At 71.3% G+C, this 15,567-nt stretch carries 9 protein-coding genes; 3 read left to right on the top strand and 6 right to left on the bottom strand.

Annotated features, from left to right (window positions below):
- Positions 1-198: 198 nt before the first annotated feature.
- Both ACFCV8_RS30640 and ACFCV8_RS30635 read left to right on the top strand, forming a co-directional pair.
- Positions 199-1,419 carry a thiolase family protein gene (locus ACFCV8_RS30640; protein WP_376688744.1) on the top strand — a complete coding sequence of 407 codons (1,221 nt, stop codon included), beginning with the start codon at positions 199-201 and terminating at the stop codon, positions 1,417-1,419.
- Positions 1,416-3,545: a 3-hydroxyacyl-CoA dehydrogenase NAD-binding domain-containing protein gene (locus ACFCV8_RS30635; RefSeq protein ID WP_376688743.1), complete on the top strand. Its 2,130-nt coding sequence runs from the start codon at positions 1,416-1,418 to the stop codon at positions 3,543-3,545. The genes ACFCV8_RS30640 and ACFCV8_RS30635 overlap by 4 nt, the downstream gene beginning before the upstream one ends.
- A gap of 77 nt (positions 3,546-3,622) precedes the next feature.
- Here the strand turns inward: ACFCV8_RS30635 and ACFCV8_RS30630 are convergent, their stop codons facing one another.
- From ACFCV8_RS30630 to ACFCV8_RS30605, 6 genes are all read right to left on the bottom strand, one after another.
- Entirely contained in the window at positions 3,623-4,900 is a 1,278-nt protein-coding gene (locus ACFCV8_RS30630; RefSeq protein ID WP_376688742.1) for a phosphodiester glycosidase family protein, read from the bottom strand.
- Complete coding sequence (locus ACFCV8_RS30625; RefSeq protein ID WP_376688741.1) at positions 4,897-5,634, bottom strand: Ig-like domain-containing protein; 738 nt, start codon at positions 5,632-5,634, stop codon at positions 4,897-4,899. The genes ACFCV8_RS30630 and ACFCV8_RS30625 overlap by 4 nt, the downstream gene beginning before the upstream one ends.
- Positions 5,631-6,413 (bottom strand): rhamnogalacturonan acetylesterase, encoded by a 783-nt coding sequence (locus tag ACFCV8_RS30620; protein ID WP_376688740.1) that lies wholly within the window; start codon positions 6,411-6,413, stop codon positions 5,631-5,633. The genes ACFCV8_RS30625 and ACFCV8_RS30620 overlap by 4 nt, the downstream gene beginning before the upstream one ends.
- Positions 6,410-10,897, bottom strand: coding sequence for a glycosyltransferase (locus tag ACFCV8_RS30615; RefSeq protein ID WP_376688739.1), 4,488 nt, complete (start codon positions 10,895-10,897; stop codon positions 6,410-6,412). Before ACFCV8_RS30615 ends, ACFCV8_RS30620 begins: the two co-directional genes overlap by 4 nt.
- Entirely contained in the window at positions 10,894-12,117 is a 1,224-nt protein-coding gene (locus tag ACFCV8_RS30610; RefSeq protein ID WP_376688738.1) for a CDP-alcohol phosphatidyltransferase family protein, read from the bottom strand. The genes ACFCV8_RS30615 and ACFCV8_RS30610 overlap by 4 nt, the downstream gene beginning before the upstream one ends.
- A 411-nt stretch (positions 12,118-12,528) precedes the next feature.
- A complete protein-coding gene (locus tag ACFCV8_RS30605) occupies positions 12,529-14,121 on the bottom strand; it encodes a hypothetical protein (protein WP_376688737.1) in 1,593 nt (530 codons plus the stop codon).
- A 309-nt stretch (positions 14,122-14,430) separates the two neighbouring features.
- Here ACFCV8_RS30605 and ACFCV8_RS30600 point away from each other — a divergent pair, with 309 nt between their 5' ends.
- Positions 14,431-15,519 carry an LCP family protein gene (locus ACFCV8_RS30600; RefSeq protein ID WP_376688736.1) on the top strand — a complete coding sequence of 363 codons (1,089 nt, stop codon included), beginning with the start codon at positions 14,431-14,433 and terminating at the stop codon, positions 15,517-15,519.
- The last annotated feature ends 48 nt before the right edge of the window (positions 15,520-15,567 follow it).

The following is a 15,567-nucleotide window of genomic DNA, read 5'->3' as shown; positions in this document are numbered from 1 at the left end:
GACCGATTCCGGTCCGTCCGGCGTTCGGCGTTTCCGGGACCGTCGCCCGCGCCGCCCCGGGGCCGGGAGCGTGTGACCTTCGCCGCTCCCGGCGCAGGGGGTGGGCAGTCTGGTTACCCGCAAGTAGCATGTGGGGAGCAGCACGCTTCCGGGCGTGCCGCGCAGCAGTGCCATCCCGCACCCTGGAGGAGAGCCACCGTGCCTCGTACCATCCGGGACGTCGTCTTCGTCGACGGCGTCCGTACCCCGTTCGGCAAAGCGGGCCCGAAGGGCATCTACCACGAGACCCGCGCCGACGATCTCGTCGTGAAGGCCATCCGGGAGCTGCTGCGCCGCAACCCGGACCTGGACCCCGCGCGGATCGACGAGGTCGCCATCGCCGCGACCACCCAGATCGGCGACCAGGGTCTGACGCTCGGCCGCACGGCGGGCATTCTGGCGGGTCTGCCGCAGTCGGTGCCCGGTTACTCGATCGACCGCATGTGCGCGGGCGCCCTGACCGCCGTCACCACGACGGCCGGTTCGATCGCCTTCGGCGCGTACGACGTCGTGGTCGCCGGCGGTGTCGAGCACATGGGCCGCCACCCAATGGGCGAGGGCGTGGACCCGAACCCGCGCTTCGTCTCGGAGAAGCTGGTCGACGAGTCCGCCCTCTTCATGGGCATGACCGCGGAGAACCTGCACGACCGCTACCCGCAGATCACCAAGACCCGCGCCGACGAGTACGCGGTGCGCTCGCAGGAGAAGGCCGCCAAGGCGTACGCCAACGGCAAGATCCAGCAGGACCTGGTGCCGATCTCGGTGCGCCGTACCAACGCCGAGGCCGGGGAGACCGGCTGGGGCCTGGTCACCGCCGACGAGCCGATGCGCCCGGGGACGACCCTGGAGTCGCTCGCCGGTCTGAAGACCCCGTTCCGTCCGCACGGCCGGGTCACCGCCGGTAACGCCGCCGGGCTCAACGACGGCGCCACCGCCTCCCTGCTCGCCGCCGAGGACGTCGCCCGCGAGCTGGGCCTCCCGGTCAAGATGCGGCTGGTCAGCTACTCCTTCGCCGGTGTCGAGCCGGAGGTCATGGGCTACGGCCCGATCCCCGCGACCGAGAAGGCCCTGGCCCAGGCGGGTCTGACGATCGACGACATCGGCCTGTTCGAGATCAACGAGGCCTTCGCCGTCCAGGTGCTCGCCTTCCTCGACCACTACGGCATCGCCGACGACGACCCGCGGGTCAACCAGTACGGCGGCGCCATCGCCTACGGTCACCCGCTGGCCTCCTCGGGTGTGCGTCTGATGACGCAGCTGGCCCGCCAGTTCGAGGAGCAGCCCGAGGTGCGTTACGGCATCACCACCATGTGCGTCGGCTTCGGCATGGGCGCCACGGTCGTCTGGGAGAACCCGAACTTCAACGGAGGCAACAAGTGAGCTCCACCGCTGAGCTTCTGAAGGGTGCGGCCGAGCTGTTCCCCGACGAGGTCGTCACCCAGGCGCACGTACGCCACCTGGACCTCCCGGCCGGTGCGGGGCGCTTCGCCCTCATCACGCTGGACAACGGCCTGGACCACACCAAGCCGACCACCTTCGGACCGCAGTCGCTGGCGAACCTGAACGCCGCGATCGACCAGGTCGAGAAGGAGGCCGCCGAGGGTGCGATCACCGGTGTCGGCATCACCGGCAAGCCGTTCATCTTCGCGGTCGGCGCCGACCTCAAGGGCGTCGAGCTGCTGAAGAACCACGACGACGCGCTGGCCATCGGCAAGGGCGGCCACGACGTCTTCCGCCGGCTGTCCGGCCTCGCGGTCCCGACGTTCGCGTACTACAACGGCGCGGCGATGGGCGGCGGCGTCGAGGTCGGGCTGCACTGCTCGTACCGCACCGTCTCCAAGGCGCTGCCCGCCTTCTCGCTGCCCGAGGTCTTCCTCGGTCTGGTGCCGGGCTGGGGCGGCTGCGCGCTGCTGCCGAACCTGATCGGCGCCGACCGCGCGGTCTCGGTCATCATCGAGAACTCGCTGAACCAGAACCGCCAGCTCCGCGGCAAGCAGGTCTTCGAGCTCGGCATCGCCGACGCGCTCTTCGAGGGCGCGGACTTCCTGGAGCGGTCGCTGGTCTGGACGGCGGACGTGCTGAACGGCACGGTCACCGTGGAGCGTCCCGAGGTCGACCGCGGCGAGGCCTGGGACCAGGCCGTGGCGCGCGGCCGGGCCATCGCCGACTCCAAGGTGCATGGCGCGGCCCCGGCCGCGTACCGCGCGCTGGAGATCATCGCGGCGGCCAAGGACGGCGACCTGGGTGCCGGTTTCGACGCCGAGGACCAGGCCCTGGCAGACCTGATCATGGGCGGTGAGCTGCGCTCGGGGATCTACTCCTTCAACCTGGTCCAGAAGCGCGCCAAGCGCCCGGCCGGTGCCCCGGACAAGAACCTGGCCCGCCCGGTCACCAAGGTCGGTGTCGTCGGTGCCGGCCTGATGGCCTCGCAGCTGGCGCTGCTGTTCCTGCGCCGCCTGGAGGTGCCGGTCGTGCTGACCGACATCGACCAGGAGCGGGTCGACAAGGGTGTGGGCTACGTCCACTCCGAGATCGAGAAGCTGCTCGGCAAGGGCCGGATCAACCAGGACAAGGCCAACCGCCTGAAGGCCCTGGTCACCGGGGTGCTGGACAAGGCGGAGGGCTTCTCCGACGCCGACTTCATCATCGAGGCCGTCTTCGAGGAGATCGGCGTCAAGCAGCAGGTGTTCGCGGAGGTCGAGGCGGTCGCCCCGGCGCACGCGATCCTCGCCACCAACACCTCCTCCCTCTCGGTCACCGAGATGGCGTCGAAGCTGAAGCACCCCGAGCGGGTCGTCGGCTTCCACTTCTTCAACCCGGTCGCGATCCTGCCGCTGCTGGAGATCGTCCGCGGCGAGCGGACCGACGACGCCTCGCTGGCCACGGCCTTCGGTGTGGCGCGGAAGCTGAAGAAGACCGCGGTGCTGGTGAAGGACGCCCCGGCGTTCGTCGTCAACCGCATCCTCACCCGCTTCATGGGCGAGATCCAGAACGTCATCGACGAGGGCACCCCGGTCGCCGTCGCCGAGCGGGCCGTCGAGCCGCTGGGTCTGCCGATGTCGCCGCTGGTGCTGCTGGAGCTGGTCGGCCCGGCCATCGGCCTGCACGTCTCGGAGACCCTGAACCGCGCCTTCCCGGACCGGTTCACCGTCTCGGAGAACCTCGCGGCCGTCGTCAAGGCCGGCAAGCGCGGCTTCTACGTCTACGACTCCGGCAAGCCGGAGCTGGACCCGGAGGTCGCCGCCCTCCTGAACCAGGGCGATGTCGTCCTGTCCGAGGAGCAGGTGCGCGACCGGGTGCTGGACGCGGTGGCGCAGGAGATCGGTCTGATGCTGGACGAGGGCGTCGTCGCCGAGGCCCAGGACATCGACCTCTGCCTGATCACCGGTGCGGGCTGGCCCTTCCACCTGGGCGGCATCACGCCGTACCTGGACCGTGAGGGCGTCTCGGAGCGGGTGAACGGGAAGAAGTTCCTGGCGCAGGGCGTGGCGAGCGTCCCGGCGTAACCGCTCCTCGCCGACGCGACGGCGGGCCGTACGGAGACCACTCCGTGCGGCCCGTTCCGTTTTCCGGGGGTCCTGCGTCAGCGGGCCAGGACGACCAGGGCGTCCGCGACGGCGCGTTCCCGCACGGGGGTGCCGGGCGCGTTCCTGGGGCGGTTGCGGAGCCGTCCGTTCACCACCATCGTGGTCGAGCCCCCGCCGTCGAGGTTCAGGGCGTCCCGGGCGCCGAGCGAGAGCATCAGCTCCGCCGCCTCCGCCAGGGTGGCCCCGATGCTCACCCCGGGGTCGCGGCCGTCGACGGTCACCAGGAGGAGGGTGCCGTCGCCGGTGATCCCGGCGAGGGTACGGGGGTGACGCCGGGTCAGGGCGGTGGGCGGCATGCCGTTGGCCCCGGTGTCGATGTCGACGGTGCCGTCGCGCAGCAGGCGGGGCCCTGCCTGGACGACGGTCGCTCCGGGTGCCGCGAGGCGGCGGCCGGTGCCGTCGTGGACCGTGGCGGTGATGCGGAGCCGGGTGCCGGGGCGGGCGTGGCGGCGCAGCCATCCGGCGCCGTCGCCGATGCCGGTGAGCACCCGGCCACGCTCCGGCAGCGGGCCGCCGCCGGGGGTGCGGAGCCGGGTGACGCGGCCGTCGGGGGCGAGTACGGCCTCGGCCGAGCCGCGGGCGGCGCGGTCGCCCCACTCCGGGGTGAACAGCACGAGTTCGTCGGGGTCCTCGCAGAGCTTGTTGTGGGCGGGGGTGAACCGGGGCCCGTGGGTGCCGGCGAGGACGTCGCCGCCGGTGCCGCCGCAGCCGACGACGCGGCCGGGCGTGCGGTTGATCCCGTCGACGCGGCGGACGGCGCCGTCCTCGGCCGTCACCTCGATCACCGACCGGGCCTCGGTGATCCGGCCGGTTCCGCGGCCCTCGCCGAGCACCAGGGCGGTCCGGCCGTTGGCGGCCTCGCTGAGCAGGGTGCCGTCCTCGATGTGCAGGCCGAGCGGGTCGCCGTCGTGGCCGCTGAACACGGGGCTGGTGGCGATGTCGAAGAAGGAGGCGTTGACGGCGGCCAGCGCGTGGACGCGGTCGGCCATGGCGCGTACGGTCTCCGCCGTGTCGAGCCGGGCGCCGTGGACGGCGGTGACCCGGACCGGTGCGGACGGTGCGACGGAGAGGATCTGGTGGCGGACCGGGCCCGCGTCCGGCAGCCGGAGGGTGCGCCGGCGGAAGGTCACGCCCTCGGGCAGCCCGTCGGCGCTCCCCGGCCGGGGTGCGGGCGGGGTCGCGCGGTCGGCGCCGGGGGCGCCGGGGCGGTCGCAGCCGGCCAGGGCCCAGGCCCCGGTGGCGGCGGCCGCGGCGAGGAAGCCCCGCCGTCTCATCTCGTGCGGGCTCCGGGCAGCAGCCCGGGGGTGGCGCCGACGTCCCCGGCGTAGACCGTCACCTCGGACCAGTCCCGGTGGCCCGCCTGGTTCTCGTAGCAGACGGAGAACCTGTCGTAGCCGCTCGCGCCGGGCACCCCGGTGTACGTGACGGACCCGTCCGGCACCGCGGTGACCGTGCCGTACCGGGCGAGTCCGACGCCGACGACCCGCATTCCGGCCGCGGCCGCCTCGGGGTCGGGGCCGAGGACCGCGTAGCCGCCGGGAGGGATGGCCAGGGCGCGGCCCGGCACCCGGGCCCGCCGCACCCGGAATCCGGCGTCGGTGATCTGCGCGGAGGAGACCAGCTTCTCCCCGGCGTACGACATCACGCCGACACACACCCTGGGCAGCAGGACCGCGCCCTCGGCGGCGTCGTCGTTCACCCTCAGGACCGCGGTCACGGCGCGGGGTTCGTCGCCGCCGGCGTAGGTGGCGTAGCGGCCGTTGGGCAGGTGTCCCAGGCCGTGGAGGTCGGTCATGGTGGCGTGCTCGGCGGCGATGTCGTCGAAGATGTAGCCGTACGCGCGGTAGGGCGCGCCGCTGGGCACCACGCTCAGGTGCAGGCCGATCTCCTGGCCGGGCACGACCGCGGCCGCGGGGTTCGTGTCGGCGTGCAGTTCCAGGACCGCCGAGACGGCGGTGCGTTCGGGGTGTACGACGTGGATGCGCGCCAACAGGTACCAGTCGCTCATTCGGCCACCTCCAGGGTCCGGTTCCGGGTCAGTTCGGCGAAGACGTGGTCATCGGGCCATTCGAGCCCTTCGGCGGTGACGTGGGCGCTTTCGAGGGCGGCGAAGCAGCCGGGTTCCAGCATCGAACGGTCCCGCAGTTCGGTGGCGACGAAGCGCGCGCACTCGACCGCCCCGGCCGCCCGGAGGTGGGTGGTGTCGAACACGCCGTCGGGGTAGTTCGGGTGGTCCCCCGGTTCGAGGTGGAGGAAGATCTCACGGACGCCCCGGGGTCCGGCCCGGCGCCACCGGCGCACACTCCACTCGTTGAGGTCGATCAGCGGCACGCTCTTGTCGGCCGCGGTCTCCCTCATCGCCGGCGGGTAGAGGCCCAGCAGCCGGCGGAGATTGCCGTGGGCGTCGAAGACCCCGCGCTCCTGGCTGGTGACCAGCACGGGGTGGGCGCCCCGGTCGCGTACACCGTCCACGCAGCCGCGGAGGTAGTGCTGGTACCCCGCGAAGGGCTCGGTGTGGCGGCCCCGGTCCGGCTTCATGTCGATCAGGCCGAAGGAGAGCAGCACCAGATCTCCCGGCAGCAGCCGGCGCAGGATCCAGGCCATCCGTCCCCGGTCCACGAAACTGCGCGAACTCGCCCCGGCCCGCGCGCAGTTGACGATTTCCGCGCCCGGCACGAAGAGCGGCAGCGGCTGGCCCCAGCCGGCCATCGGCGCGAAGCCGCGCTGCCGGTCGGCCACACTGGAGTCCCCGGCCAGGAACACCCTGCGTGCCGCGCCGTGGGTCATGCCCACTCCTTGCGGGCGCCCCGCCCCTGGCCGCCGGGGACCGGACCGTCCAGCGGCGGCCGGGCGGCGGGCACATCGGTGGTGCGGCTGCTGCCGACGGCGGATTCCAGTGCGTCGATGGCGTGGAACACGCGCTCGGAGTTGCCGGTGTCGCGGCGGCCGAAGAAGGCGTCGACGCGGGCCCGGTACTCCGGCTCCACCTGGAAGTTCCGGCGTACGGTCGCGATGATCTCCCGGACCGTGGAGTCGACGTCACGGCAGACCGGTCCGAAGCCGTCCCGCTCGAACTCGTAGTAGCCGCGCTTGTAGTGGCTGCCGTAGAAGTCCTCCTCGTCGAACGGCGTGTACACGATGGGGGTGCCCATGTACGCGACGTCGAAGAAGACGGACGAGTAGTCGGTGACCAGCAGGGAGCACTCGCGCATCGCCAGCTGCACGTCGCGGCCGTCGCCGGTCACGGTGACCCGGGGGTGGTCGATGCGGAAGTGGTGCAGGTAGGGGCGGATCTCGTAGTGCGGCATGAACTCCAGGTCCACACCGGTCTGTTCGAGGACGCCCAGCAGCCGCTCGTCGCGCAGCAGGGTGGAGAAGAAGCGGAAGTACTCCGAGGCCGCGAACGGGATCTTCGCCTTGGCCGCCCTGTCGTAGGACGGGGCCACGATGTCGCGCCGCCAGGTGGGCATCAGCAGGATGCGGGGCCGCTCGGAGCGCACCGGCTCCAGCGCGTCGAACCGGGGGAATCCGGCCGCGGCGACCCGGGCGTAGCCGTAGCCGCAGTGCTCGGCGAAGTAGGACCGCTCGGCCTCGCCGACCGTCAAAAGCAGGTCGACGCTCGTGACCTGGTGGTGTACTGACGGGGCGACGTCGTTGTAGGTGACGCCGTGCTGGAGGAAGACCCGGCGGTAGTTCAGCAGGTCCCCGTAGCCGCGCAGGAAGGAGCTCTTGCTCAGCTCGGGGAAGCCGAGGTAGGCCTCCAGGTCGTACGGGTCGATGAGCCGCTTGGCGTGCAGCAGGTACATCCGGTAGCGGCGCGAGGTCCGGTCCAGGACGTGCCCGTACGGGGCGACCTTGGCGCGGTCCTTGGCGTCGCCGTCGATCGCGTAGTAGACCTTGCGGCGCGGGTGGTTCTCGCGGATCCAGCGGAACAGATGGTAGGCGTTGTCCTGCGCGGTGTCGGCCCGTTCGCCGATGATCCAGATGTCCTTGCGGTGCAGGCGCGGGTAGCTCAGCAGGTACGCGAGCCGGGTGCGCCAGCCGGGGCGGCCGGGCAGTGCGGCGCGGGCCTGGCGCAGCAGGTGCCGGGTGAGTCCGCGCAGCTTCTGGCCGGCTCCGGTGAAGTAGCGGAAGACCACGGTGTCGTCGGCGCGGACGGTGAGCCAGAGCCGGTCCCTGCCGATGCGGCGCATGCCCTTGAAGCGGTGCAGCATCAGCCGGGCGCCGACCGGGGCGTCGACGTGGCGCTCGCCGTCGTGGAAGCGCAGGGTCACGGTGAGGTCGCGGCCGGAGAGCGGGGCGAGCGCGCCGGGGTCGGCCGAGGCGCGCCAGCCGCCGTACCAGTCGCGTTCCTTGCGGACCCGCCAGCGGTCGCGGCGGTAGACCTGCTCGGCCGGGAGGGCGACGCTTCGCTTCCCGTCCGTGCAGATCAGCTCGATCCGGTTGGTGAGGAGCTGGGCGATGTCCACGCCGGTCAGGGTGAGGATGCCCTCGAACTGGAGCTCGCCGTCCCGGTACCGGACGCTTTCGAGCACGGCCCGCTGCCGTTCGACGCGCAGCAGCCGGGATTCCACCGGGTCGGCCGCCAGCCGGCGGTACATGCCCTGTTCGTCCAGGCGGAGGCGCGGTTCGTGTTCGGGGGCGGAGAAGGGGTCGCAGAAGAGGTCGAAGTCCCGGGTGCGCACGGCGTGGTGCTGGATGCGGGAGACCGGGTGGGTGACGTACTGGAGCAGCGTCTCCTCGGGGAGCCGGGCGTAGACGTCGCAGAGTTCCGCGAAGACCTCGCCGATCTCGCCCCGGTTCATGACGCGGTGGTAGTTGCGCAGGTGGGGCTGGTAGGAGCGGACCACGAAGCGGTGGATCAGCCGGGCCGAGGCGGCCTCGACCCGGTCGCCGAAGTCGAGCAGGCGGTGGTTGAGCCGCAGCCGTCCGCGGATCTTGTCCGGGTCGTTCCACTCGACGTCGAAGAGGGAGTCGTTGCGCGCGGGGTCGCGGTCGAAGTAGACGTAGCGGTCGACCAGGCTGAAGGTGCGGGCGGTGAGGAGTCCGGCGACGCTCAGCCAGGTCTCGGCGAAGGGGTCGCCGGCCTCGGGGCGCAGCCGCTGGGAGTTGAGGAAGGAGACCCGGAAGAGCTTGTTGCCGAGGTCGGTCGAGAAGACCAGGTGGGGGGCGCTTCTGACCAGGTCGGTCAGGCCCTTGGCGCCCTTGCCGAAGTAGCGCTTCCAGGGTTCGTCGGTGTTGCGCCGCGGTCCGGGGAACGTGTCGTAGTTGCCGATGGCCACGTCGACGCCGTGCTTGGCGGCGGACTCGGTGAGCTGTCGCAGGCAGTCGGCGCCGAGGACGTCCCGGCCCCGGGCGAAGAGCACGTACGGCGCGACGACCCGGGCGAGGCCGTGCTGGTGGGCGGCCCCGACGCCCTGGGCGGGGATCCGCAGCACGCTGGTGTTGCGGTAGAAGGAGGCGAAGTTGGCGAGGAACTCGGCGGTGCGGTCGGTGGAGCCGTCGTCGACGAAGACCACCTGGGTCTCGGCGAACAGGCTCTGCGCGGCGAGCGAGTGCAGGAACTCGTAGAGGTGGTGCTCGTCGTTGTGGCAGTGCACGACCACGGCCGCCCGGTACGTCCCGGTGTCCGGCAGCGGTGCGGGGTCCTCGCTCCCGGCCCACCAGTGCCAGGGGGTGCCCCGGCGGGTGTCGCGCGCGGTGCGTTCACCGGTCCCGGGGCGCAGGGCGAGGTTGCCGCTGACCGTCTGGTACATCTCGTACGGGCCCTGGGGGCCGTCGTAGCGCTCGCGGCCGATGTCGAGGCCGTGGACCGCCAGGGTGGTGGTGGCCCGCTCGCCGGCGTGCCGGATCTGGACGAAGAGGTTCCACACGCCGTCGCCCGTGGTGGCGCCGATGCTGGAGCCGAGATCGAGGACCGCCCGGTAGTGCACCCGGTGGTCGTCCGTCTCGATCGCGGTCACGGGAAAGACGTGGTCGCTCTTGGTGCTGCGCAGCCGCAGAACGGCCTTGAGCTCCACCTTTCCGCCGGAGGAGAAGCGGCCGAGCTGGTTGAGGACGTATCCCGAGACGTGGAGTTCGCCGCCCCGGATCTCGATCTCGGTGGCCTGGTTGAACAGGCGCGCCTCGCCGAGCGGCCGGTCCAGGAGGTCGAGGTCGGTGACATCGAGGAAACGTTCCGCCTGAGGGAGGTGCAGCAGTGAGCCGGACCAGTAGACCCGTCCGTCGCGCTCGGCCAGGTCGGAGCTGAGCACGCTGCGGCGCTGCGCGTAGTCGGACACGGAGAGCGCGAGGTCCACCCGCTCGTGGACGAGGCAGAAGGCCCGTACCCGCTCCATGACGCCGCACAGTTCGTAGACGGCGGGGTCCAGCGAGCGCAGGTAGGGGGCCACCACGGCGGCGAAGCCCTGGCGGTAGCGCTCGTCGCCGGCGCGCAGCTCGCGGGCGTAGAGGTGCAGGTCGTGCGAGAGGAACTTCACCGCCTTGTGGGCGAGCAGCTCGGTCTCCCCGACCTCCCTCAGGAAGGCGTCGGTGTACTGGTGGACCGCGACCCGGTCGCGGATGCTGCGCAGCTCGCCGCGCCGGTTGGTGATGGAGGGGGCCGCGGACTCCCGCTCCCACATCCAGCGGTACACGGGGGTGGTGAGGAAGGTGATCGAGCGGGCCCGGTAGTTGGCGAGCGTCGAGAAGTAGGTGTCCTCGTAGTAGACGCCCTCGGGGAAGCGGACACCGTTGTTGTGCAGGAAGTCCAGCCGGTACAGCTTGCCCGCGGCGATCGGGTCGTCGAAGAGCTGGGGCAGTGCGCGAAGGCCCGCCACGGTGCGCTCCGCCGCGTACAGCTGGGGCTGCCAGACCGTGGTCTCCTCGGTGTCGAGGTTGACCCGGACGGTCCGTCCGGCGGTGATGTCCGAGCCGGTGACCGCGGCCGAGGCGAGCAGTTCCTCGCACGCCTTGAGCGGCAGTTCGTCGTCCGCGTCCAGGAACATCACGTACTGCCCGGAGGCCGCCATGATGCCGTTGTTGCGCGGGGCGCCGACCCCGCCGCTGTTCTGCGGGCGCTCGATGATCCGTACGCGGCCGTCGCGGGCGGCGAACTCCCGGGCCACGCCGAGGGTGCCGTCACCCGAGGCGTCGTCGACGACGACCACCTCGGTGTTCCGGTGCGTCTGGGCGAGCGCCGAGCGCAGCGCACGGCCGAGGGTGGCGCTCGCGTTGAAGGCGGGGACGACGATGGTGACCAGGTAGGCCGAGGGGTCGACGGGGACGCTCATCGCACGGAACCTTCGTTCTCCGCCCAGTAGGGCAGCACCCTGAGCTGCTGGGTCTCCGTGTCCTGGGGGTACTGGGAGTACTGAGCCGGCTGGGGGGAAAGGGGCTGCTGGTCGTCCCTGGTGTACTGGGCGTACTGCGGATAGGGCTGCGGGTACGGCTGGAAGCCCAGGTCGTCGTCCTGTTCGGGAAGCGGGAACTGCCGGGCCATCTCCGCCTCGCGGTCCGCCTGCGTCCGTGCCTGCGCGGCTGCCGGGCCCCGGTGACGGTGACGGCCGCGGTGGAGGTGCTCGGCGATGGTGCCGGCGGTGGACGGGGCGGGGGCGAGCTTCTCCATGAGCCGGGTGAAGTCACGGGTGGAGAGCCAGAACTTGTACATGATCACGAGCTCGAAGAGCCCCAGCGCCAGGGCCGACGCCGCGGTGGTCCACAAGATCTGCCCGATCAGCGGACCCACGATGAAGATGAACATCTGGAACTCGATGCCGCTGATCAGATGCGGCCTGATCCGGCTGCGCAGCAGGGCCTGACGGAACCGGGTGTACCAGGGGAAGCGGTGGCGGAACTGGGCATGCAGGTCGACGACGTCGCCGCTCTGCTGCTTGAGCACCTCGGCCTCGACGCCGGGGTTCTCCCGCAACAGGTCCTCGATGAAGACCACCTTGGATTCCTGTGCGTGCCCCTGCTCGGCCCGTTCCTGGGCCCGTTCCTGTTCCTCGGCCGCCTTGCGCTCCAGCGTGACCTTCTCGATCTTCATCCGCATGGACATGCGCATCTTGTAGATCTGGAGGGCGTCGACGTACCGGAGCATGTCCAGGAAGACGACGACCAGCGCGGCGAGCAGGTACAGCTCGTCGTCCGTACGCAGGTACTGCCCGCCCATCAGGGCCAGTGCGCAAAAAAGCACCCGGATGCGGTCGAAGACGTAGTCGAGCCAACCGCCGAAGACGGTGCCGTTGCCCTTGAGCCGGGCGAGCTTGCCGTCGATGCAGTCGAGGATGAAGCTCAGGTGGTAGAGACCCGCGCCGATGACGAGGGACAGGGTGTCGCCCTTGAGGAAGAAGTAGGCGGAGCCCAGGCCGATGAAGAGCGCGCCCCAGGTCACCCGGTTCGGGGTGATGAACTTGAACCGGGCCATCACGATCAGCATCCGGGTCGCCACCGGGTCGACCAGCAGCACCGTCCACCAGGCGTCACGCTTCTTGCACGTGAGTTTCTGCACAGCTCTCAGCGACAGTTTCCCCATGACCCCTCAGCCCTTCAGCCCTCGCCTGACGGTGAGCAACACGGCCCCAGCGGCTTGCACGGACGGGCGTGATCAAGGGGGCTTTCACCTCATGAACACGGATGGGTCACCTTTGAGCCATCTGTGGTTTCCATAAAGGCAAGGCCAGACCCTAACAAAGACAAAGTTAATCCGAAACTGTCAAACCTTGTACCACCGCACGTATGGCGCGGAATATGGATATATGTCCGGTCTCAAGTGTGGTGCAGAACCGTCAGGAAGGCCGCACAGGGTGCCGTTCGGCGACCCGTCAGGTGTCGACAACCGCCAGAAAGGCGGGCGCAGCAAGGCTTCGAAGCGACTGGATCATGGCGCAAAAACGTTGTCGAACCGGTTCCGCGGCACGCCTCAGGACCCGACGGTGGTCCACGCCCCGAACGCCAGACCGCTCGCGTCCGGCTCCTGACGGGCGATCCGCAGCCGTCCGTCGGGCGCCAGCACGGCGATCACCGCACGTCCCCGCCCGTCGACGGCCACCGCTGGCGGCACCAGCGAGGTCTCCCCCGCGTCGAACCACCACACCCCGGTGTCCGGGCGCCCGTCCTGATGGGCGCCCACCGCACACGTGCCGTCCGCTCCCCAGCGCACCAGCACCGTGCAGCCCCAGCCCTGGATGTCCACCCCGGCGGCCCCGGCGACCGGGCCTTCGCCGTCCGGCCCGCCCAGGCTGACCGGCATGCCGCCCGGCACCCCGACACAGACCTCGTTGGTCCCCGCGTACCGATGACGGATCGCGCCCGCCTCGGGAGCCGCCGACAGCGTGCCGGGGTACGGGCTCGCGGAGGTGTCGGTGTCCTGGGTCCAGCTCGCGTCGGGCGTGCCGCGGTGCCAGCGCACGGCGGCCGCGGAATCCCGGGCCCGCGCCCAGACCTCGGCGCCGTGCGGGCCCGCCAGGGCGGCCAGCTCGTCGGCGGCGCTGACCCCGCGCAGGTGCTGCCAGGCGTTCCACTTCCCGTCCGCCGTCTGCCGCCGGGTGCTGACCCCGTGGCCGAAGTTGCGCACGAAGAGGTGCAGGTGGTTCCTGGTGTCGAAGACCGCCGCGGGGAAGCCGACCTCGCGCGCCTTGTCCCGGTCGTTGGCGTTCGGGTTGCCGGCCGAGTGCCAGGGCCCGAGGGGACGGCCGGACTGGTACTGCGTGGCGTGCACCACCACGACGAGCTCGGCGCCGTCCGCCCCCTTCCTGCGGCGCAGGCCGATCAGGTGCACGTAGCCGAGACCGTCCTGGACGACCGTGAGACCGGGCAGCAGCGCGGGTCCCTCCAGCAGCTCCGGCCCGGCCCACCGGTCGGCGCCGGTCTCCTCCTCCGTCCAGCGCAGCACGCCCGCGGCCGAGGGAAGGTACGCGGTGAGCCGCCCGTCCCGGCCCCGGGTCAGCCAACTGGCGGGCCAGGGGTGGCGCAGGCCCCCCGCCCCACCGAGCCGGGGATCGGCACCGGCCCGGTGGCAGTCGACGAAGACCGGGTCACCGGTCTCCAGCTGGAGCTTGCGGGCCGCCGTGATCGTGTCGCGCGCCACACTGCCCCGCAGCGGGGGCTCAGCGATCACCGGCCGCTTGGCCTCGGCGTCGAAGGAGACGTGCGCCGGATCGGGGTCGAGGGTGCGCACCCGCAGCGGACGCAGGTCACGCAGGGCGTCGAGCACCGGCTGTGTGATCTTTCCCACCTCGGCGTCGAGGACCCGGGGCTCACGGTCCACCCGCACCCCGCGGCCCGCGCACTCGGCAGCCGCCCGTTCGTACGCCGCCCGTTCCCCGGCCGTACCGGGCTGGGCGCAGAGCACGCCGACGGTCGTGCCGGGACGCTCCGCCGCCAGCAGTGCCGGGGCGTCGCCGGGTGTGGCGACCACGATCGCGACCGTGTCGGGACGGGCTTCCTGCCGTCGCGCCCCGCTCCGGGACAGTGCCCCGCCGCGCCCCTCGCGGCGCTCCCCTCTGCCTGCCATGCGCCCGACGATCCCCTCTGAAGTGGAGCCGGGACTCCGTGTCCCTCCCGGCTTCCCAGAAGATAGGCGCTCTCCCTTCCGCTCGGGAAATCTGTCTATAGTGCTCCAGCGTCCGACCCGCCGACGAAATGTGCGGCCGGCGACGCCCGCCGTGACCCCGCCCAGCGCGCGCCCCATGAGCCGCGGACGGGTCCTTCGTACGACCTCCTTCCGTTCCCCGGCTCCTTACGGCCCGCGGGACGGGAGGTTCCGACTCGCCTCAGTGGTCCCCCACCGGCCCAGGGGCCCAGACGATGACGAGCTGTGTGTATGTCTGACGACTCCGATCCGACCTCCCGTCGCAAGCCCCGGGGCCGCAAGGACCGCAAGGTCCGAACGCGCGGTCAGCGCATCAGGCGTGGCGTCCTCGTCACGTTGCTGGTGCTCGTGGTGGCCGGCGGCTCCACCCTGTACTGGCTGTACAACAGGCTCGACGGGAACATCACCGGCGTCGACATCGACAAGGCGCTCGGGGAGGACCGTCCCGAGAAGCTTCCGACCAGCGGGCAGAACCTGCTCGTCCTCGGCTCCGACTCCCGGGCCGGCGCGGAGAACAAGGAGCTGGGCGGTGGCGGTGACGTCAGCGGCGCGCGCTCCGACACCGCGATGGTGGTCCACATACCCGAGGGCCGGAGCAAGGCCGTCGCGGTCTCCATTCCGCGCGACACCCTGGTGACCCGGCCCGAGTGCGCCAGGGCGGACGGTTCGACGGTGCCGACCGCGAACCGTGTGATGTTCAACTCGGTGTACTCCCAGGTGGGTCCCGCCTGTGTGGTCAAGACCGTGGAGAAGATGTCCGGGGTCCGCATCGACCACTACCTGGAGATCAACTTCGCCGGGTTCAAGGATCTCGTCGACGCCATAGGCGGGGTCACCATCGAGGTCGAGAAGCCCATCCACGACAAGTCCTCCGGGCTCGACCTGACCGCCGGGACGCACCGGCTCGACGGGACCCAGTCCCTCGCCTACGTCCGGACCCGGCACGGCATCGGCGACGGCAGCGACCTCGGCCGCATCGGTCTCCAGCAGCAGTTCCTGCTGGCCCTGCTGAGCGAGGTCAAGTCCCAGAACCTGCTGGGCAGCCCGGCGAAGTCCTACAAGGTGGCCAACTCCGCGACGAAGTCGCTGACCACCGACTCCGAGCTGGCCTCGCTGACCTCCCTGGCGGAGTTCGCCCGGTCCATGAACGGCGTCGACCCGGGCACGATGGAGACCATCATGCTCCCGGTGGCCTACGACAGGATCGACAGGAACCGGGTCGTCGCGGCCGAGCCGCAGGCCGGTGAGCTGTGGAAGGCGATCCGCAAGGACGCCGCCATCCCCGAGTCCGCGAAGAAGTCACCGGCGACCGGCGGCTGACCAGCCGTCACTCCGTACGGCGATGCCCCGGGAACGAGTGTCCCGGGG

Origin of the sequence: Streptomyces sp. NPDC056347 (assembly GCF_042262625.1) — a bacterium.
In the GTDB taxonomy this organism is placed as follows: domain Bacteria; phylum Actinomycetota; class Actinomycetes; order Streptomycetales; family Streptomycetaceae; genus Streptomyces.
The sequence above is the reverse complement of the archived record's forward strand: the minus strand, read 5'-3'. Positions and strand labels throughout refer to the sequence as shown.

Coding starts and splice junctions, on each gene's coding strand:
- ACFCV8_RS30630 (WP_376688742.1), bottom strand. CDS start 4,900: ATGAGACGGCGGGGCTTCCTCGCCGCGGCCGCCGCCACCGGGGCCTGG.
- ACFCV8_RS30625 (WP_376688741.1), bottom strand. CDS start 5,634: ATGAGCGACTGGTACCTGTTGGCGCGCATCCACGTCGTACACCCCGAA.
- ACFCV8_RS30620 (WP_376688740.1), bottom strand. CDS start 6,413: ATGACCCACGGCGCGGCACGCAGGGTGTTCCTGGCCGGGGACTCCAGT.
- ACFCV8_RS30615 (WP_376688739.1), bottom strand. CDS start 10,897: ATGAGCGTCCCCGTCGACCCCTCGGCCTACCTGGTCACCATCGTCGTC.
- ACFCV8_RS30605 (WP_376688737.1), bottom strand. CDS start 14,121: ATGGCAGGCAGAGGGGAGCGCCGCGAGGGGCGCGGCGGGGCACTGTCC.
- ACFCV8_RS30600 (WP_376688736.1), top strand. CDS start 14,431: ATGTCTGACGACTCCGATCCGACCTCCCGTCGCAAGCCCCGGGGCCGC.